The sequence below is a fragment of the Streptomyces hokutonensis genome (assembly GCF_042751305.1).
In the GTDB taxonomy this organism is placed as follows: domain Bacteria; phylum Actinomycetota; class Actinomycetes; order Streptomycetales; family Streptomycetaceae; genus Streptomyces; species Streptomyces hokutonensis_A.
Window position 1 is genome coordinate 3,500 of record NZ_JBHYWD010000046.1, and the last position, 19,016, is coordinate 22,515.

Genomic DNA, 19,016 nt, shown 5'->3' on the forward strand with positions numbered 1-19,016 from the left:
TTTTGTCCGGCCGCGCGGCGGCGGGGGCGTATGGCGGGGGGGGCGGGGCGCGGGGGGGCGCCCTGCTGGGGGCCCCCCCCCACTCCGGGGACCGCCCCGGGCCACGCCCCTCCAGCTCGCTCGCAGCAGGCAATTGGCGCTGGCAGCGGGCCCGAACCCCCCGCTCCCTACCGAACGGTACCTTCCCCGGCCGCCATTTGGTGAACGGCCGGGGAGGGGCCGAAGTGCCCATCCCCGTAAGGCAAATCGGGTGGATGGGGCTCGTCGGGACTTAGTCGCCCACTTCGCCGTACGCGGCGAGGAGGACGGCCGGGTCGGGGCCCTCCAGGACGGTGGGTTTGGCGAGGCCGTCGAGGACGATGAAGCGGAGCAGGTCGCCGCGGGACTTCTTGTCGACCTTCATGGTCTCCAGGAGCTTGGGCCACTGGTCGTAGCGGTAACTGAGCGGGAGTCCGACGGATTCGAGGACCGTGCGGTGGCGGTCGGCCGTCGCGTCGTCCAACCGGCCCGCGAGACGGCCCAGTTCGGCCGCGAAGTGCATGCCTACGGCCACTGCGGCGCCGTGCCGCCACTTGTAGCGCTCGTTCTTCTCGATGGCGTGCGCGAGGGTGTGGCCGTAGTTGAGGATCTCGCGCAGGCCCGACTCCTTGAGGTCGGCCGAGACGACCTCGGCCTTGACCTTGATGGAGCGTTCGATCAGCTCGGCGGTGTGCGGTCCTGCCGGGGTACGCGCGGACTCCGGGTCGGACTCGATGAGTTCGAGGATCACCGGGTCGGCGATGAAGCCGGCCTTGATGATCTCGGCGAGCCCGGAGACGTAGTCGTTGACCGGGAGGGAGTCCAGCGCGGCGAGGTCGCAGAGCACGCCGGCCGGCGGGTGGAATGAGCCCACCAGGTTCTTGCCCTCGGCGGTGTTGATGCCGGTCTTGCCGCCGACCGCCGCGTCCACCATCGCGAGCACGGTGGTCGGGACGGCGATCCAGCGGACCCCGCGCAGCCAGGTCGCGGCCACGAACCCGGCCAGGTCGGTGGTGGAACCGCCGCCGACGCCGACGATGACGTCGGAGCGGGTGAACCCGGACTGACCCAGCGCCTTCCAGCAGTAGGCGGCAACCTCCGCGGTCTTGGCCTCCTCGGCGTTCGGCACCTGGATGGCTACGGCCTCGAAGCCCTGTCCCGCCAGATCGGCGCGGAGCGCGTCACCGGTCTCGGCCAGCGCCTCGGGGTGGATGACGGCGACTCGTTTGGCCTTCTCGCCGACCAACCCGCCCAGTTCGCCCAGGAGTTGGCGGCCCACGAGGACCTCGTACGGGTCACTGCCCGCCGTGCCGCCGACCTGGATCCGCGTCACTGACTCGCTCATACTTCCTTCAACTCCAGTGCGTCCAGGACGGCTTGGGTGACCTCTTCGGGGGTGCGGCCGTCGGTGGATACGACGGCCCGCGCGACCTCGGCATACAAGTGCCGCCTGGCTTCCATCAGTTCACGCCACTGCTTGCGCGGATTGATGGTCAGCAACGGGCGGGCCACGTTCAGACCGGTGCGCTTGACGGCTTCGTCCACATCCATCGAGAGATAGACAACCCGGTGCGCGGCCAGCAGCGCACGCGTGTCCTCGTCGAGGACCGAACCGCCGCCCAGCGCCAGGACACCGTCGTGCCCGGCGAGCGCCCGGGCCACGGCCCGCTTCTCGATCGCGCGGAAGACCGGCTCGCCCTCGTCGACGAAGATCTCCGCGATCGTACGGCCCTCGGCGGCCACGATGTCGTCGTCCGTGTCCCGGTAGCCGACACCGAGCCGCTCCGCGAGCTGCTGTCCGACGGTGGACTTGCCGACGCCCATCGGACCGACCAGGACGACCAGCGGGGTCGCGGTCACCGGATGGCCAGGTTCTCAAGATACGAACGGACGTTGCGCCGGGTCTCGGGCACCGAGTCGCCACCGAACTTCTCCGCGACCGCGTCCGCGAGGACGAGGGCGACCATCGCCTCGGCGACGATGCCGGCGGCCGGGACCGCGGACACGTCGGAGCGCTGGTGGTGGGCCTGCGTGGCCTCACCGGTGACCACATCCACGGTCTGCAGCGCGCGCGGCACCGTCGCGATCGGCTTCATCGCGGCCCGCACCCGCAGCAGTTCGCCGGTGGACAGCCCGCCCTCGGTGCCGCCGGAACGGCCGGAGACCCGACGAATACCCTCATCGGTCTTCACGATCTCGTCGTGCGCCTTCGAACCCGGCACCCGCGCCAGCTCGAACCCGTCACCGATCTCCACACCCTTGATCGCCTGGATGCCCATCAGGGCACCGGCCAGACGGGCGTCCAGCTTGCGGTCCCAGTGCACATGCGAGCCCAGACCCACCGGAACACCGTAGGCCAGGACCTCGACCACACCACCCAGCGTGTCGCCGTCCTTGTGGGCCTGGTCGATCTCCGCGACCATCGCCTTCGAGGCATCCGCGTCGAGGCAGCGCACGGGGTCGGCGTCCAGCTTCTCGACGTCGGCCGGGGTGGGGTACACACCCTGCGGAGCCTTGGCCGAGGCAAGCTCGACGACGTGCGAGACGATCTCGATACCGGCCGTCTCCTTGAGGTACGACCGGGCCACCGCACCCAGCGCCACCCGCGCCGCCGTCTCCCGCGCCGACGCACGCTCCAGGATCGGGCGGGCCTCGTCGAAACCGTACTTCTGCATGCCGGCGAGGTCTGCGTGGCCGGGGCGCGGCCGGGTCAGCGGGGCGTTGCGGGCCAGCCCCGCCAGGATCTCCGGGTCGACCGGGTCGGCCGCCATCACCTGCTCCCACTTCGGCCACTCCGTGTTGCCCACCATGACCGCGACCGGGGAACCGAGCGTCAGGCCGTGACGGACACCGCCCAGGAAAGTCACCTCATCACGCTCGAACTTCATGCGCGCACCACGCCCATAACCGAGCCGACGCCGGGCCAGGTGGTCCGCGACCATCTCCGTGGTGATCGGCACACCGGCGGGAAGACCCTCCAACGTCGCCACGAGTGCGGGACCGTGGGACTCCCCCGCGGTCAGCCAGCGCAACCTGCTCAACGGTGCTCCTCATGCTCGCGCCCTGGTACTGCCCTGCGTACGCGTGTCCTCGCGTACGGCGTCGGCGTGACCGGGTGCGCGGCCCTGGCCCGCCGTCCCCGATCCTCCCACGTTCGGCGCACGGACCTGGCCGACGGTCCAGAGATCGGACGCCGAACGGCCAAGGTCAGCGACCGGGCGCCTGCTGTGGAACCCGCCTCAGCGGTCGGCCAGGGCCTTCTCGCCCGCTCTGCGCATCGCGTCGACGGGGGCCGGCCGGTGGCCGGTCATCTGTTCCACCTGGAGTACGGCCTGGTGGACCAGGAGGTCGAGGCCGCTGACGACCGCGCCGCCGTAACCGGACCAGCGGGCCGCGAGGTCGGTGGGCCAGGGGTCGTAGAGGACGTCGAAGAGGGTGGCGGGGCGTTCCGGTACCAGAGAGGAGAGGGCGTCCGTGGTGCCGGCCGGGGTGGTCGCGAAGACCAGGGGGGCACGCAGGCCCTGCGCCGCGTCGGCCCAGTCCGCCGTGCGGACCTCCACGTCCAGCCGCTCGCCCCATAGGCGCATCTCGGCGGCGCGGGCCTCGCTGCGGACGTAGGCGACGACCTCGCCGGTGCAGATCCGGGAGAGGGCGGCGAGTGCGGAGGAAGCCGTGGCGCCGGCGCCGAGGATCGCGGCCGAGTCGACCTGTTCGATGCCGTGTTCGCGGAGGGCGGCGACCATGCCGGGGATGTCGGTGTTGTCGCCGACGCTGCGGCCGTCCTCGGTGAACACGACCGTGTTGACCGCGTCCACCGACGCCGCCGTCTCGCTGATCTCGTCGAGCAGCGGTATGACGGCCCGCTTCAGCGGCATCGTCAGGGACAGCCCCGCCCACTCCGGCCCGAGGTCCTCGAAGAACCCCGGCAGGCCGGCCTCGTCGACGTCGAAGCGGTCGTAGGACCAGCCGTCGAGGCCCAGTTCCCGGTAGGCCGCGCGATGCAGTACCGGGGAGAGGGAGTGGGCGATGGGTGAACCGAGCACGGCGGCCCGGCGGGCGTCAGTTGCCCGTGCTGGCATTGAACGCTTCCTTGAGTCGCTGGAATTCGGCGTACGTCTTGGCGAATTCGGTCTTGTTCTGACCGTCGGTCGCCACGAAGTAGATCCAGCCGTCATGGGTCGGATTCAGTGCCGCCGCCAGAGCCTCGGCACCCGGGTTGTCGATCGGTCCGGGCGGCAGGCCCTTTTGGGTGTAGGTGTTGTACGGGTCCTTGTTGCTGTTGATCTCGGACTCGCTGATGTGGATCTTACTCTGGCCCTTCAGGTAATTGAAGGTCGAGTCGAATTGAAGATACCGGTTGGTCTGGTCGTTAGTGGTCTTGAGGCGGTTGTAGACGACTTCGGCCATCTTGCGGAAGTCCTCGTGCGTCTTGCCCTCGGCCTGGACGAGGCTCGCGACCGTGATGACCTGCAGCGGACTGTCCAGGTTGAGCGCCTTGGCCTTCGCCGAGAGGTCGATCGCGTCATATTTGTCGTTGGCCTGGGCGACCATCTGCTTGAGGACCGTTTCGGGTTTCATACCCTTGGCGGCGCCATAGGTGCCGGGGTAGAGGAAGCCCTCCAGTGGGTCCTTGATATTCGCGTTGTCGTTTGCCCAGCCGGGCAGTCCGAGGCTCTTGTATTCCTTCTTGGCGATGGACTTGGTGGTGCCGTCGGGAATCTGGAGTTTCTTGTCGATCGCTGCGTAGACCTGAGCGTTTCGCCAGCCGGGAGCGACGATCAGATTGTCCTGGCTCTTGGGGTCGAGCATCAGCTTGACGGCGGCCGCGGCGGACATCTCTTTCTTCAGCAGAAAGACGCCCGCCTGGATCTTCTTCCCGTCGGGATTCTGCGACTGGGCGGCGACGAACGCGTCGACGCTCTTGACGACGCCCGCCTCTTTGAGCTTCTGCCCGATGTCCGAGCCGAAGGCGCCCTTGGGGATGGTGACGCTCACGGAGCCGGTGCCGCCGCCCGCATAGTCGGGCGCCGAGCCGAAACGGTTCTGGTAGAAGTGCCAGCCGAAATAGCCGACGCCTCCTAGGCCGCCGCCGAACACCAGGACGACGACCAGGCAGGCGCAGCCGTTGCGGCGCTTCTTCTCCTTGCCGCCTTTACCCTTGCCGCCCTTGCCGCGTCGGCGGCCGTCCTCCGGCTCGTCGTCGGCCTCGTCATCGTCGTCGCCGCCACCTGCGAAGAACGCGTGTTCGCCTTCATCGGGTCCCGGGTCCCAGTCGACCTGCTCCGGTTCGGGTTCCGTGCGGCGCTTGCCGGGCGGCTCCGGCGGCGGGAACGCGTCGGGCGTACCGTAGAAATCGGGCTGCTGTTCGCCGTAGGCGGCGGCCTGCTGCCCGTACGGGTCGCCGGGGTCGGCGGCGTAGGGAACCTGGGCGTGCGTACCCATGCCGTCCCAGCCGCCCTGCTGGTACTGCTGCTGCTGACCGACGTACTGCTGATGACTCTGATCGGCGTACTGCTGCTGGTCGCCGTACTGCTGGTGCTGATCGGGGTACTGCGGGTGGCCCTGTTCGTCGTAGACCTGGTACTGCTGCTGCGCCTGACCGTAGTCGGCCTGCTGGCCGTGACCCCAGTCGCCATACTGCTGCGGCTGCTGCGGCTGTTCCGGATAGTGCTGCTGCTGGCCGTCGTAGGAGGACTGCTGGCCCACGTGGGCCTGCTGGCCTTCCCATCCGATGTCCCCGAACAACGGGTCCTCCGGATGCCACGGTTCGGAGCCTGGGCCCCGGCCATACTCAGTCATCGATCCCCTAGAGCCGCGAGGCGGCGGTCGCGGCGCTTGGGGCTCCGGCTCCCGTCCCGCCTCTTGCTGTGCCATGGCTGTTCGAACACCATCGCATCGCGCGGAACGTTACCGTATCGCGATCAGATGACCACTTCGACGCCCTCGCCGGGTGGTTTACCTGACACCCGTTCGGATTCCAACGCCTGCTGAAGGATGATGACGGCGGCTGCCTGGTCGATGACCGAGCGGCCTTTCTTGGAAGTGACGCCCGAGGCGCGCAGTCCCTGACTGGCCGTCACTGTGGTCATCCGTTCGTCCAACAGTCTGACCGGTACCGGGGCGATGCCCCTGGCCAGCTCCTGGGCGAAGGTCCGGACCTTCACGGCGGCCGGTCCCTCGCCGCCCTTGAGGGAGCGGGGGAGGCCGACGACGACTTCGACCGGTTCGTACTCCTCGACGAGCTGCCTCAGCCGGCGGTGGGCCGCCGGGATGTCGCGGCCGGGAACCGTCTCGACGGGAGTGGCGAGGATTCCGTCGGGGTCGCACGAGGCGACCCCGATGCGGGCGTCCCCGACGTCGAGCGCGAGCCGACGTCCTCTTCTCATACTCTCGACCGCTTCTTACTTCGCCGTGTCGGCGACGAGGCGTTCGACGGCGTCGACGGCCTCGCCGACGGCGGCCGGGTTCTGGCCGCCGCCCTGGGCCACGTCCGGCTTGCCGCCACCGCCGCCGCCGAGGGTCTTGGCGGCGGCGCGCACCAGGTCACCGGCCTTGAGGCCGCGCTCGCGGGCGGCTTCGTTGGTGGCGATGACGGTGAGCGGCTTGCCGTTGTTGACAGTGAAGAGGGCGACCACGGCGGCACGTCCGCCCTGGATGCGGCCGCGCACGTCGAGCACCAGCTTGCGCAGGTCGTCGGGGGTCGTGCCGTCCGGGACCTGGCCGGTCACCACGGCGATCCCGTGCACGTCCTTGGCGGACTCGACGAGACCGGCGGCGGCCTGGAGCACCTTCTCGGCACGGAACTTCTCGATCTCCTTCTCGGCGTCCTTCAGCTTGCCGAGCATGGCGGAGACCTTCTCCGGAAGCTCCTCCGGGCGGCCCTTGATCAGCTCCTGGAGCTGGGCGACGACCGTGTGCTCACGGGCGAGGAAGTTGTACGCGTCGACACCGACGAGCGCTTCGATACGGCGTACTCCGGAGCCGATCGACGACTCGCCGAGCAGCTTCACCAGGCCGAGCTGGGAGGTGTTGTGGACGTGGGTGCCGCCGCACAGCTCCTTGGAGAAGTCGCCGATGGTGACGACGCGGACCCGCTCGCCGTACTTCTCGCCGAACTCGGCGATGGCGCCCTGCTTCTTGGCCTCGTCGAGGCTGAGGATCTCGGCGTGCACGTCCAGGTCGCGGGCGAGCACCTCGTTGATCTTCTGCTCGACGTCGGTCATCACGGCGGTGGGAACCGCGGACGGCGAACCGAAGTCGAAGCGGAAGCGGCCCGGCTGGTTCTCGGAACCGGCCTGCGCGGCCGTCGGGCCGAGCGCGTCGCGCAGCGCCTGGTGGGTGAGGTGGGTGGCCGAGTGGGCGCGGGCGATGGCGGTGCGGCGGCGGACGTCGATGGAGGCCTCGGCCTTGGCACCGACGGTGACCTCGCCGAACTGGACGACGCCCTTGTGGACGTAGACACCGGGGACCGGCTTCTGGCAGTCGCGGATCTCGATGACGGCACCGGACTCGACCTTGATGCGGCCGGTGTCGCCGATCTGGCCGCCGCCCTCGGCGTAGAAGGGGGTGCGGTCGAGGACGATCTCGACCTCGTCGCCCTCGGTGGCGGCCGGGGAGGAGACGCCGTCGACGAGGATGCCGACGATGGTGGACTCGCCCAGGGTGTCCGAGTAGCCGATGAAGTCGGTCTCGCCGGCCTGGTCGGCGATCGCGCGGTAGGCGCCGACGCCGGCGTGGCCGGTCTTCTTGGCCTGGGCGTCGGCCTTGGCCTGGTCGCGCTGCTGCTTCATCAGGCGCCGGAAGCCGTCCTCGTCCACGGAAAGGCCCTGTTCGGCGGCCATTTCGAGGGTGAGGTCGATCGGGAAGCCCCAGGTGTCGTGGAGCAGGAACGCCTTGTCGCCGGCGAGGACCTTGCCGCCGGACTCCTTGGTGTCGCTGATGGCGGTGTCGAGGATGTTGGTGCCGGCCTTCAGCGTCTTGAGGAAGGCGGCCTCCTCGGCGAGGGCCACGGTCTCGATGCGCTGGCGGTCGGTGACGAGCTCCGGGTACTGCTGGCCCATCATCGCGATGACAGTGTCGATGAGGTCCTTGACGACCGGGCCGGTGGCGCCGAGCAGGCGCATGTTGCGGATGGCGCGGCGCATGATCCGGCGCAGCACGTAGCCGCGGCCCTCGTTGCCGGGGGTCACGCCGTCGCCGATGAGCATCACGGACGTACGCATGTGGTCGGTGACGACGCGCAGGGAGACGTCGGACTCGTGCGCGTCGCCGTACTCGACACCGGTCAGCTCGGTGGCCTTCTTGATGACGGCCATCGAGGTGTCGATCTCGTACATGTTCTGCACGCCCTGCAGGATCATCGCGAGGCGCTCCAGGCCGAGGCCCGTGTCGATGTTCTTGCTGGGCAGCTCGCCGAGGATCTCGAAGTCCTCCTTGCCGATACCCTCGCCGCGCTCGTACTGCATGAAGACCAGGTTCCAGATCTCCACGTACCGCTCGTCGTTGACAGCCGGGCCGCCCTCGACGCCGAACTCGGGGCCGCGGTCGTAGTTGATCTCGGAGCACGGGCCACACGGGCCGGGGACGCCCATCGACCAGTAGTTGTCCTTCTTGCCGAGACGCTGGATGCGCTCGGCCGGGACGCCGATCTTGTCGCGCCAGATGGTCTCGGCCTCGTCGTCGTCGAGGTAGACCGTGATCCACAGCCGCTCGGGGTCTAGACCGTAACCGCCCTTGTCCTGGGGCGAGGTGAGCAGCTCCCAGGCGTAGGTGATGGCGCCTTCCTTGAAGTAGTCACCGAAGGAGAAGTTGCCGCACATCTGGAAGAACGTGCCGTGGCGGGTGGTCTTGCCGACCTCTTCGATGTCAGGTGTGCGCACGCACTTCTGCACGCTGGTGGCGCGCGGCCACGGCGGCTTGACCTCGCCGAGGAAGTACGGCTTGAAGGGGACCATGCCGGCGGGGACCAGGAGCAGAGTCGGGTCGTCCGCGATGAGCGACGCCGAGGGGACAACGGTGTGGCCGCGCTCCTCGTAGAAGCTCAGCCAGCGGCGGCGGATTTCAGCCGACTCCATCAGTGGTCCTCATTCCGGTTGTACGAGTACGTCGTCCTGTCGACGAACTTCGGGTTGCTGCGGTTCTCGATGGCGATGTGCTGCCTGGGTGCGGGGAGTTCGGGGTCGACCGGGGCGTTGATCCCCAACGCGTCGCCGAGTTCGGCCTCCCGCTGGGCCATGCCCGCGCGGACGTCGAGTGCGAAGCCGACCGCGCTGTCCTTGAGCCGGTGCCCGGCTTCGAGCGCCTTGTTGGCCGCGGAGACGGCCAGGTGCTCGGGGGTCAGCTGCTTCAGCTTGCGATTGACCTTGGTGGTCGCCCAGACACCGGCGGCCACGCCCGTGCCGAACCAGAACGTACGGCGGAACATCGCTCGGTCAGTCCTTCTTCCGGGTGCGTTTGCCCCGCCGTCCGGCCGGGACGGTACGGCCCACGATCACCGTACGACGGGACGCCCCCGACGGCGCGGGCACGTCCTCGCGCCGGCCGCCCAGGGCCCGGCGGACGCCGTAGCCGAAGGCCGCGACCTTGACGAGGGGACCGCCGAAGGTGGAGGCGACGGTGGTGGACAGGGCGGAGGCGTTCGACGTGACTTCCTGGACGTCGGAGGCGATCGCGTCGACCCGGTCGATCTGGGTCTGCGCCGAGCGCACCGCCGCGGAGGCGTCCGCCAGGAGCGGGACGGCCTGGTCGGTGACGTCCGCGACGAGCTTGGTGGTCGCCTTGAGCGTCTGGGCCAGCCTCACCAGTGCGACGGCGAGGAAGGAGACCAGGATCGCCCAGAAGACGGCCACCAGGATCCCGGCCACCTCTCCACCGGACACCTGACACCCTCTCTCACAAACATCTGTAGATAACTGGCCCCGAGCCTATCGCGCCGGGGGTGGCGCTCCGTACCGCATTCCCGCCCCGCGCGCAGTGGAGTTGGGCGAAGCGATTGTACGGACTGAATACGGTTCAGTACGCTCCGTGTTCCATGCGAGCTTCCCATGGCGGCGACGCCACCGCGGACGGCAATCTGCCCCTCGAACCGGACCGGTTCGTGGGCCGCTCGGCCGAACTCACCGAGCTGGCACGGGCGCTCGACGCCTCGCGTCTGGTCACGGTGACTGGGCCCGGCGGGGTCGGCAAGTCCCGGCTCGCGGCCCACGCGGCGGCCCGGTCCGCTCCCCCGGACGGCGTGTGGCGGGTGGAACTGGCGCCGGTACGCGATCCGGAACTCGTGGACTTCGCGGTCGTAGAGGCGCTGGGCCTGACGGATCACACCACGCGGCTGCCGCGCGAGGCGCTGCTCGCTCATCTGACGCAACGTCAACTTCTGTTGGTACTGGACGGGTTCGAGCATCTGGTGGAGGTGTGTGCCCCGCTGGTGGCCGAGTTGGTGGGGCGGGTGCCGGGGCTGCGGGTGCTGGCGGTGGGGCGGCGGCCGTTGGAGCTGGCGGGCGAGCGGGTGGTGGCGCTGGCTCCGTTGGGTGAGGGCGAGGCGGCGGAGCTGCTGGCCGAGCGGGCCGCGCAGCAGGGGGTCGTCCTCGGCGAAGAGGACGCGGACGTACGGGAGTTGTGCCGGAGACTGGACGGGATTCCCCTTGCCGTCGAGCTGGCGGCGGGGCGACTGCGGGCCCTGGCGCCCGGGGAGTTGCTGGCGCGGTTCGACGACCGGTTCCGGCTGCTGGCAGGCGGGCGCAGGGACGCGTTGCCCCGCCATCAGACGCTGCGGACCGCGATCGGCTGGAGCCATGAACTGTGCACGCCCGAGGAGCGGTTGCTCTGGGCGCGGCTTTCGGTGTTCGCCGGGCGCTTCGACCTGGAGGCCGCCGAGTACGTCTGCGGCGGCGACGGACTGCCCTCGGACGGCGTCCTCGACGTGCTGTCCGAACTGCTCGCTCAGTCCGTGGTCGTACGCGAGGAGACAGCGACGGGCCTGCGCTACCGGATGCTCGACACGATCCGGGCCTACGGCGCCGACTGGCTGGAGGCGACCGGGGACGCGGCCCGGCTGCGGCGGCGGCACCGCGACTGGTATCTGGGGCTGGCCACCTGGTGCGAGCTGGACTGGTTCTCGCCGCGCCAGGGCGAGGTCGCCGCGCGCGTCGAGGCGGAGCTGCCGAATCTGCGCGGCGCCCTGGAGTACTGCCTGACCGAGCCGGACGAAACACATCTGGGCCAGTACCTCGCGGGCTCCCTGTGGTTCTACTGGGCGGGCTGCGGACGGCTCTCGGAGGGCCGGCACTGGCTGGAGCAGGCCGTGCAGCTCGACGCGGAGAACACCGCCAACGACCAGTCGCGCCTCAAGGCCCTGTGGGTGCTCGGCTATGTGGCGATCCTCCAGGGCGACACCGTGCCCGCGCTGGCCGCGCTCCAGGAGTGCCGCGAGGAGGCCGACCACGCGGCGAACCCCACGGCGGTCGCGTACGCCGAACACCGCACCGGCTGCCTGGCGTTGGTCACGGACGACATGCCGCGCGCGGAGACGCTGCTGCGCTCGGCGCTCGACCGCTATCAGCAGATCGGCGAGCTCAACAGCAATGTGCTGATGGGTCAGGTCGAGCTGGCGATGACACGCGCGTTCCAGGGCGATCTGGCCGACGCGGTGAAGCTGTGCGAGGACGTCCGGCGGGTGTGCGAGGACCACGGCGAGCGGTGGACCCGGGCGTACGCGCTGTACGTCCTGGCCTACGTCGCCTGGAGCGACGGTGAACTCCCGCTCGCGCGCGACCTGTTGGCGGACTGTCTGGGCAGCGCGCACGGCTTCCGGGACCTGCTGGGCTCGGTGTTGGCGGTCGAACTGCTGGCCCTCGTCACGGCGGCGGAGGGCGATGCCGCCGAGGCTGCGCTGCTGCAGGGCGCGGCGGGCGGGATGTGGCCGTCGGTGGGGCTGCCGCTGTTCGGTTCGGCGTACTACAACGCGCCGCACGAGCTGTGCGAGGCGATGGCCCGGGAGCGGCTCGGCGACGAGCGGTACGAGGAGTGCGTACGGGAAGGGGCTCGGCTGGGCCGGGAGGCGGCCGTGGCGCGGGCGTTGGGCCAGTCGCGGTCGCTGGACGCGGTGCCGGTGCCGCGCGGACCGGTGCGGCACGGGGCGGTCCGCGTGGACATGCGAAAGCCCGCCGCCTCGCCCACCCGGAAGGGCGGGGAGACAACGGGCTGACGTGGTGCAGGTGGTGCTACGTCCGTGAGGTGATCAGCGGGCGTAGTACTCGACGACGAGCTGCTCGTCGCAGATCACCGGGATCTCCTTGCGGTTCGGCTCGCGGTCCAGGCGGAACGCCAGGGCGCCGAGGTTCACCTGGAGGTAGCGCGGGGTCTCGCCGTCGGGGGCGAAGCCACCGGCGCGGGAGACCTCGAACAGGGTCTTGCTGCGGCTGCGCTCGCGGACCATGACGACGTCGTCCGGCTTGACGCGGAAGGACGGCTTGTCGACCTTCTGGCCGTTGACCTCGATGTGGCCGTGAACGACCATCTGGCGGGCCTGGTAGATCGTGCGGGCGATGCCCGAACGCAGGACCAGCGCGTCGAGACGACGCTCCAGCTCGATGATCAGGGCCTCACCGGTCTTGCCCTGGACCTTGGAGGCACGCTCGTAGGCGCGGACGAGCTGGCGCTCGGACACGTCGTACTGCGCGCGCAGACGCTGCTTCTCCAGCAGACGGACCTTGTAGTCCGAGTTCTGCTTGCGGCCACGACCGTGCTCACCCGGCGGGTAGGGACGGGCCTCGAAGTACTTGACGGCCTTCGGGGTCAGCGCGATGCCGAGGGCACGCGACTTCTTGACCTTGGGGCGGGACTGGTTCGCCACGATGTCTCTCTCTGTCTGTCGGCTTGTCAGGGTGGTGAGGGAGGTCGCATCCGCAGCCGGGGAAACCCGCCGGATCCCTTGCGGGACCTGGAGGGCAGCCGCTCCCCTGATCTGGGCACTACGTGCAGCACGCGAGTGGCCCACCGACCGGTCCCGCCGTGCGGCGGATGGTGGTGGGCTGCCCGCGACACCATTCGAACGGTGCGCGACGCTCCTGGAGCCGGTCCGAGAACTGGGTCCTTTGACTGGCTCCGGCTGACCGTCCCGTTCTGACAGCACGGGACACAGCACTTCGGGGGATTCTACAGGGTGCTCAGGACCGCCTACGACCAAGGTGCTTTCTGGTCCACTCCACGGCGTCCGCGTACCGCGCCTCCGCGCCGTGCCGGGTCGGCTCGTAGTACTCGCGGTCCTTCAGCTCCTCCGGGGCGTACTGCTGCTCGGCGATGCCCTCGGGCAGGTCGTGCGGGTAGACGTACCCCTGGGCGTGCCCCAGCTTGGCCGCGCCCTTGTAGTGCCCGTCCCGCAGATGCATCGGCACCGGGCCCGCGTGCCCCTTGCGTACGTCCTCCATGGCGGCGCCGATGGCCATGGTCGCCGCGTTCGACTTGGGCGCCAGGGCGAGGGCGATGGTGGCGTGGCTGAGGGTGAGCGCGGCCTCCGGGAAGCCGATCATCGCCACGGCCTGGGCGGCGGCGACCGCGATGGGCAGCGCGTTGGGATCGGCGAGGCCGATGTCCTCGCTGGCCGAGATCATCAGGCGGCGGGCGATGAAGCGGGGGTCCTCCCCGGCCTCGATCATGCGGGCGAGGTAGTGCAGGGCGGCGTCGACGTCCGAGCCGCGGATGGACTTGATGAGGGCGCTGGCCACGTCGTAGTGCTGGTCGCCGTCCCGGTCGTACTTCACGGCCGCGCGGTCGACCGTCTCCTCCAGGGTCTGGAGGGTGATGTCCGGCTCGCCCTTGTCGAGGGCGGCCCCGGCGGCGGCCTCCAGGGCGGTCAGCGCCCGGCGGGCGTCACCACCGGCGATGCGCAGCAGGTGGTTCTCGCTGTCCTCGGGGAGCGTGACCGCGTCCTTGAGACCGCGCTCGTCGGACAGCGCCCGGCGCAACAGGGCGCGCAGGTCCTCGTCCGTGAGGGGTTCGAGGGTGAGGAGCAGGGAGCGGGACAGCAGCGGGGAGATCACCGAGAAGTACGGGTTCTCCGTGGTCGCCGCGATCAGGGTGATCCAGCGGTTCTCCACGGCCGGGAGGAGGGAGTCCTGCTGGGCCTTGCTGAAGCGGTGGATCTCGTCGAGGAAGAGGACGGTCTCCTTGCCGAAGCCGCCGGTCGCGCGGCGGGCGCCGTCGATGACCGCGCGGACCTCCTTGACCCCGGCGGTGATCGCGGACAGCTCCACGAACCGCTTGTTGGTGGCCTTGGAGACGACGTAGGCGAGCGTCGTCTTCCCGGTGCCGGGCGGTCCCCAGAGGATCACCGAGGAAGGACCGGCGGGACCGCCCGCGCCCTCGCCGACGAGCCTGCGCAGGGGTGAGCCCGGCTTCAGCAGGTGCTGCTGGCCCACCACCTCGTCGAGGGTGCGCGGGCGCATCCGCACCGCCAGGGGACTGCTGGACGGGTCCTTCTCCTGGCGTTCTTCCGCGGCGGCGGTGAATAGGTCGGGCTCCACGTCCAAAACCCTATGTCACGCCACTGACAATCCCGTCGGGGCCGAGGTCAGGCCCAGAGCTGGGTGCCCCAGCGGGTCAGGATCAGCATGGCGATGATGCCGACGTGCGTGACCGGGAGGACCCAGGTGAACTCGCCCAGGAAGTTCTTCACCGGGCGCGGGACCTTCAGGAAGTCGTTGCGCATGTTGAACGAGGTGACGTACCAGAACATGGTGATCGTGGCGACCCAGGCCAGCGAGCACCACAGGCACAGCGCGTTGATCCGGTACAGCGACTGGAACTGCAGCCAGGTGCAGAAGCCCACCCCGAAGAGCGTGCCGAAGTTGAAGGTCAGCCAGTACCAGCGCGGGAACTTCACCCGGGTCAGCAGGCTGATGCCGACGCAGATCACGATGCCGTAGGCGACCAGGCCGAGCATCGGGTTCGGGAAGCCGAAGGCCGCGGCCTGCTTGCTCTCCATCACGCTGCCGCAGGACACGATCGGGTTGATGCTGCAGCTCGGGGTGAACGTCTTGCCCGCGACCTTGCCCTCAAGGATCTTGAACTTGTCGATCGTGATGACCCACGCGGCGAGCAGACCGGCCGCACCGGTGATCACCAGCAGCACGGCGAAGGCCCGGCTGCTGCCGACCGTGCGCGGCTCCTCGGCCGTGTGCTCCGGCTCGGAGTCGGTGGAGACGTCCTTCACTGTCGTCTTGCTCATCACGCCGATCCGTCACTTGAGAGTTGGACCATCTTCGGGCAGGGCCATTGTGCCGCACGCACCGGCCTGTCCACCGTTCGGTGGACATAAGGAAGTACGTACGGTCGTCCCTGAACGCTCGATTCCGGACGATGCTCATGCCATGACAACACAGGCGAACGACCTCGCAGTGGATGTGCGGGGGCTGCGCAAGCAGTACGGGGACGTGACCGCCGTTGACGGAATCGACCTGGAGATACGCACCGGGGAGGTGTTCGGCCTGCTCGGGCCCAATGGCGCGGGCAAGAGCACCACGGTGGAGATCCTCCAGGGCAACCGGGGCCGGGACGCGGGCGAGGTCCTGGTACTCGGGTCGGACCCGGCGACGGGCACGCGCGCGTGGCGTTCGCGGGTCGGCATCGTCTGGCAGGACGAATCGGCACCCGCGGAGTTGACGGTCGGCGAGACCGTACGGCACTTCGCCCGCTACTACCCGCGTCCGCGCGACCCCGAGGAGGTCATCGGCCTGGTGGGGCTGGAGGCCAAGGCGGACAGCCGCATCAAGGCGCTCTCGGGGGGCCAGCGCAGGCGTCTGGACGTGGCCCTCGGAGTGATCGGCGATCCGGAACTCCTGCTCCTGGACGAGCCGACGACCGGTTTCGACCCGGCGGCCAGGCGCCAGTTCTGGGACCTGATCCGCAAGCTGGCTGGCGAGGGCACCACCATCCTCCTCACCACCCACTACCTGGAGGAGGCGGAGAACCTCGCCGACCGCCTCGCCATCGTCGCCAAGGGCCGGGTGGTCGCCGAGGGTGAACCGGCCGCCCTGCGCGAGCGCCACGGCACCGGAGCCACCGTCGAGTGGACCGAGCCCGACGGCACCCCGCGCGCGGAGCACACCGACACTCCCACCAAGGTCGTGGCCGAACTCATCCAGCGCTTCGACGGCGAGATCCCGGGCCTGCTGGTGACCCGCCCCACCCTGGAGGACGTCTACCTCCGGCTGACCGGACAGGAGGACGTGCGATGACCACGACCACGACTGCCGTACGGACCCGGCCCCGGGCACCCGAGGAGCGGCTGCCCGGTGCCTGGGGGCTCGGGCTGCGGCGCGGGGTGCTGGAACTCAAACAGTTCTTCCGCCAGCGCGACCAGGTGGTCTTCACCTTCGCCTTCCCGGTCGTCTTCCTCTTCCTCTTCGCGTCGATCTTCAAGGACGACGTCCGGGGCGCGGGCGTCACCGCCTCCCAGCTCTACGTCCCGGCCATGATGGCCGCCGGCATCATGTCGACGAGCTTCCAGTCCCTCGGCATCTCGATCGCGATCGAACGCGACGAGAAGGTGCTGCGCCGACTGCGCGGCACACCGATGCCACCGGCCGCGTACTTCCTCGGCAAGATCTGGCTGGTTCTGGTCACGGGCCTGCTGGAGACCGCGATCCTGCTGCTCGTCGGGACCGGTTTCTACGGCGTCGATCTGCCCTCCTCCGCCGGCAAGTGGCTGGACTTCGGGTGGATCTTCGTGCTCGGTCTCACGGCGTGCGCGCTGCTCGGCATCGCGGTCAGCTCGGTCCCCAAGTCCGGCAAGAGCGCGACCTCCGTGGTCGTACTGCCCTTCCTGGTCCTGCAGTTCATCTCCGGGGTGTACATCTCCATCGACACCATCCCGGACTGGATGCTCAACATCGGCGCCCTGTTCCCGCTGAAGTGGATGTGCCAGGGGCTGCGCGGGGTGTTCCTGCCCTCGTCGGCGCAGGTGCTGGAGCAGGCCGGGAGCTGGGAGTTCGGGAAGATCGCAGTGGTGCTCGGGGCGTGGTGCGTCGGAGGATTGCTGCTGTGCCTGCTGACCTTTCGGTGGAAGAACCGGCGGGACGGATGACCGTCCCCGCGCCGGTGAAGGGCTCGTACACCTGGGACCGGTCGTTCCGGATCTGGGACACGTACTTCGCCCTGATCTGGCTGGCCACCCTGGTGTTCGTGCTCGGCACGGACAGGCCGGGGTGGCCGGTGCGCGTGGTGGCGGCCGGGCTGCTCGTCCCGCTGGTCCCTCTGTACGTCTGGTTCGGGCGCCCTGTCCTGCGGGGCGATCCGCCCGACGAGCGGCGGGCCGTCTCCTACCTCGTGGCGCAGATGGCGCTGTTCCTGCCGTCGGCGGTGCTGGTCGGCGAGACCCGGCTGATGTCCTTCGCCCTCGTCCCGCCCTGCTTCATGATGCTGCGGCTGCGCTGGGCGCTGATCGCGGTGACCGTGATCAACATCGCGCCGGTGATCGGCTGGGCGCTGCTGTGGTGGCCCGCCGCCCATGACGTGTTCTTCAACTCGGTGTTCGCCGTGGTCACCCTGGTCTTCTCGGTGGCCCTCGGAACGTGGATCATCCGGGTCATCGAACAGAGCCAGGAGCGCGCCGAGTTGATCGCCGAGCTGGACGCGAGCCGCCACGAGGTCTCCCGGCTGTCGTCGGCGCACGGCGCGCTGGCCGAGCGGGAGCGCATGGCCCGGGAGATCCACGACACCCTCGCCCAAGGCTTCACCAGTCTGCTGATGCTGATCCAGGCGGTGGAGGCCGAGCTGGACGAGGACCTCCCCCAAGCCCGCCGCCACCTCGCCCTGATGGACGAAACCGCCCGGCAGAACCTCGCCGAGGCCCGCGCCCTGGTCGCCGGCGGCACCCCGGCCGACCTCGCCGACGCCTCGCTGCCGGATGCCCTGCGCCGGCTCGCCGCGCGCCATGACGCGATGCTCCAAGTCACCGGCCCGGTAAGGGCGTTGCCCGCCGCGCCCGAGGTGGTCGCCCTGCGCTCCTGCCAGGAGGCCCTTGCCAACGCCCGTAAGCACGCGGGGAGTTCGGCGACGGTGAGCCTCACGCTGGCGTACGCCGACGCGACACTGACCGTCTCGGTGCGGGACGACGGGTGCGGCTTCGACCCGGGTGCGGTGTCCGACGGCTACGGCCTGGCGGGGCTCCGCACCCGGGCCGCGGAGGTGGGCGGGACGGCGCGGGTGCGCAGCGTGCGGGGCGAGGGAACGACGGTGACCGTAGAACTGCCCGTTTCGCCCTTGAGGAGTCCCCGATGATCCGGATCGTGCTGGCCGACGACCATCCCGTCGTACGGGAGGGTCTGCGCGCCATGCTCAGTGCCGAACCGGATCTCGACGTGATCGCCGACGCGTCCAGCGGGCCGCAGGCCGAGGTGCTGGCGGCCGAACTCCGGCCCGACATCGTGCTGATGGACCTGCGGATGCCGGGCGGCGGAGGTGTCGACTCCATCGTGCGGATGAGCGAGGCCGGGCTGCCGTGCCGGGTGATCGTCCTCACGACGTACGAGACGGACCGGGACATTCTGCGCGCGGTGGAGGCGGGGGCGGCGGGCTATCTGCTGAAGGACCTGCCTCGGGGAGAACTTGCCGACGCGGTACGGGCCGCTGCGCGGGGCGAGACGGTGTTGGCGCCGTCGGTGGCCGCGCGGTTGGTGGACCGGTTGCGGACGAAGCCGGAGCGGCCTCGGTTGTCCGAGCGGGAGACGGCGGTGTTGCGGTTGGTGGCGGAGGGGTGCACGAACGCGGAGATCGGGCGGCGGTTGTACATCGGGGAGTCGACGGTGAAGACGCATCTGCTGCGGGTGTTCGGGAAGTTGGGGGTGGACGACCGGACGGCGGCGGTGACGAGTGCGATGCGGTACGGGTTGCTGGACTAGCGGTTCTTCGCCCCCGCCGCCCCTACCCGTCCCGTCCCTGGGGCTCCGCCCCAGACCCCGCTCCTCAAACGCCGGAGGGGCTGAATTGCAGCAGCTTTCAGC

17 protein-coding genes are annotated in these 19,016 nt (G+C 69.8%); 5 read left to right on the forward strand and 12 right to left on the reverse strand.

Annotation, left to right across the window (positions count from 1 at the left end; translation table 11 throughout):
- Positions 1–271: 271 nt before the first annotated feature.
- The 9 genes from aroB to ACFXC1_RS50600 form a co-directional block, all read right to left on the reverse strand.
- Positions 272–1,363: a 3-dehydroquinate synthase gene (gene aroB, locus ACFXC1_RS50560; protein WP_381257089.1), complete on the reverse strand. Its 1,092-nt coding sequence runs from the start codon at positions 1,361–1,363 to the stop codon at positions 272–274.
- Positions 1,360–1,878, reverse strand: coding sequence for a shikimate kinase (locus ACFXC1_RS50565; RefSeq protein ID WP_381257092.1), 519 nt, complete (start codon positions 1,876–1,878; stop codon positions 1,360–1,362). Before ACFXC1_RS50565 ends, aroB begins: the two co-directional genes overlap by 4 nt.
- Positions 1,875–3,059, reverse strand: coding sequence for a chorismate synthase (aroC, locus tag ACFXC1_RS50570; protein ID WP_381257095.1), 1,185 nt, complete (start codon positions 3,057–3,059; stop codon positions 1,875–1,877). The genes ACFXC1_RS50565 and aroC overlap by 4 nt, the downstream gene beginning before the upstream one ends.
- Positions 3,060–3,257: 198 nt before the next feature.
- Positions 3,258–4,097 (reverse strand): shikimate dehydrogenase, encoded by an 840-nt coding sequence (locus tag ACFXC1_RS50575; protein WP_381257097.1) that lies wholly within the window; start codon positions 4,095–4,097, stop codon positions 3,258–3,260.
- On the reverse strand, positions 4,078–5,817 hold the full coding sequence (mltG, locus tag ACFXC1_RS50580) for an endolytic transglycosylase MltG (protein WP_381257100.1): 1,740 nt from the start codon (positions 5,815–5,817) through the stop codon (positions 4,078–4,080). Before mltG ends, ACFXC1_RS50575 begins: the two co-directional genes overlap by 20 nt.
- Before the next feature lie 122 nt (positions 5,818–5,939).
- On the reverse strand, positions 5,940–6,404 hold the full coding sequence (gene ruvX / locus ACFXC1_RS50585) for a Holliday junction resolvase RuvX (protein WP_381257103.1): 465 nt from the start codon (positions 6,402–6,404) through the stop codon (positions 5,940–5,942).
- Between the two features lie 15 nt (positions 6,405–6,419).
- Positions 6,420–9,092: an alanine--tRNA ligase gene (alaS, locus tag ACFXC1_RS50590; protein WP_381257106.1), complete on the reverse strand. Its 2,673-nt coding sequence runs from the start codon at positions 9,090–9,092 to the stop codon at positions 6,420–6,422.
- On the reverse strand, positions 9,092–9,442 hold the full coding sequence (locus tag ACFXC1_RS50595) for a hypothetical protein (protein ID WP_381257109.1): 351 nt from the start codon (positions 9,440–9,442) through the stop codon (positions 9,092–9,094). The genes alaS and ACFXC1_RS50595 overlap by 1 nt, the downstream gene beginning before the upstream one ends.
- Before the next feature lie 7 nt (positions 9,443–9,449).
- Positions 9,450–9,896: a DUF948 domain-containing protein gene (locus tag ACFXC1_RS50600; protein WP_063739143.1), complete on the reverse strand. Its 447-nt coding sequence runs from the start codon at positions 9,894–9,896 to the stop codon at positions 9,450–9,452.
- Between the two features lie 152 nt (positions 9,897–10,048).
- Between ACFXC1_RS50600 and ACFXC1_RS50605 the strand changes: the two genes are divergently transcribed.
- Entirely contained in the window at positions 10,049–12,220 is a 2,172-nt protein-coding gene (locus tag ACFXC1_RS50605) for an ATP-binding protein (RefSeq protein ID WP_381257112.1), read from the forward strand.
- Between the two features lie 33 nt (positions 12,221–12,253).
- Here the strand turns inward: ACFXC1_RS50605 and rpsD are convergent, their stop codons facing one another.
- The 3 genes from rpsD to ACFXC1_RS50620 form a co-directional block, all read right to left on the reverse strand.
- Positions 12,254–12,868, reverse strand: coding sequence for a 30S ribosomal protein S4 (rpsD, locus tag ACFXC1_RS50610; protein ID WP_019066381.1), 615 nt, complete (start codon positions 12,866–12,868; stop codon positions 12,254–12,256).
- Between the two features lie 313 nt (positions 12,869–13,181).
- Entirely contained in the window at positions 13,182–14,537 is a 1,356-nt protein-coding gene (locus tag ACFXC1_RS50615) for a replication-associated recombination protein A (protein ID WP_381257116.1), read from the reverse strand.
- A 47-nt stretch (positions 14,538–14,584) separates the two neighbouring features.
- Complete coding sequence (locus ACFXC1_RS50620; RefSeq protein ID WP_381257119.1) at positions 14,585–15,241, reverse strand: vitamin K epoxide reductase family protein; 657 nt, start codon at positions 15,239–15,241, stop codon at positions 14,585–14,587.
- Between the two features lie 142 nt (positions 15,242–15,383).
- Here ACFXC1_RS50620 and ACFXC1_RS50625 point away from each other — a divergent pair, with 142 nt between their 5' ends.
- The 4 genes from ACFXC1_RS50625 to ACFXC1_RS50640 are packed head-to-tail and all read left to right on the forward strand — an operon-like array spanning position 15,384 to position 18,914.
- Entirely contained in the window at positions 15,384–16,250 is an 867-nt protein-coding gene (locus ACFXC1_RS50625) for an ABC transporter ATP-binding protein (protein ID WP_381257121.1), read from the forward strand.
- The gene (locus ACFXC1_RS50630; RefSeq protein WP_381257124.1) at positions 16,247–17,098 is read left to right on the forward strand and encodes an ABC transporter permease; all 852 of its coding nucleotides are present in this window, start codon (positions 16,247–16,249) and stop codon (positions 17,096–17,098) included. The genes ACFXC1_RS50625 and ACFXC1_RS50630 overlap by 4 nt, the downstream gene beginning before the upstream one ends.
- The gene (locus ACFXC1_RS50635) at positions 17,095–18,294 is read left to right on the forward strand and encodes a sensor histidine kinase (RefSeq protein ID WP_381257130.1); all 1,200 of its coding nucleotides are present in this window, start codon (positions 17,095–17,097) and stop codon (positions 18,292–18,294) included. Before ACFXC1_RS50630 ends, ACFXC1_RS50635 begins: the two co-directional genes overlap by 4 nt.
- Positions 18,291–18,914 (forward strand): response regulator, encoded by a 624-nt coding sequence (locus ACFXC1_RS50640; protein ID WP_381257127.1) that lies wholly within the window; start codon positions 18,291–18,293, stop codon positions 18,912–18,914. The genes ACFXC1_RS50635 and ACFXC1_RS50640 overlap by 4 nt, the downstream gene beginning before the upstream one ends.
- Positions 18,915–19,016: the final 102 nt, after the last annotated feature.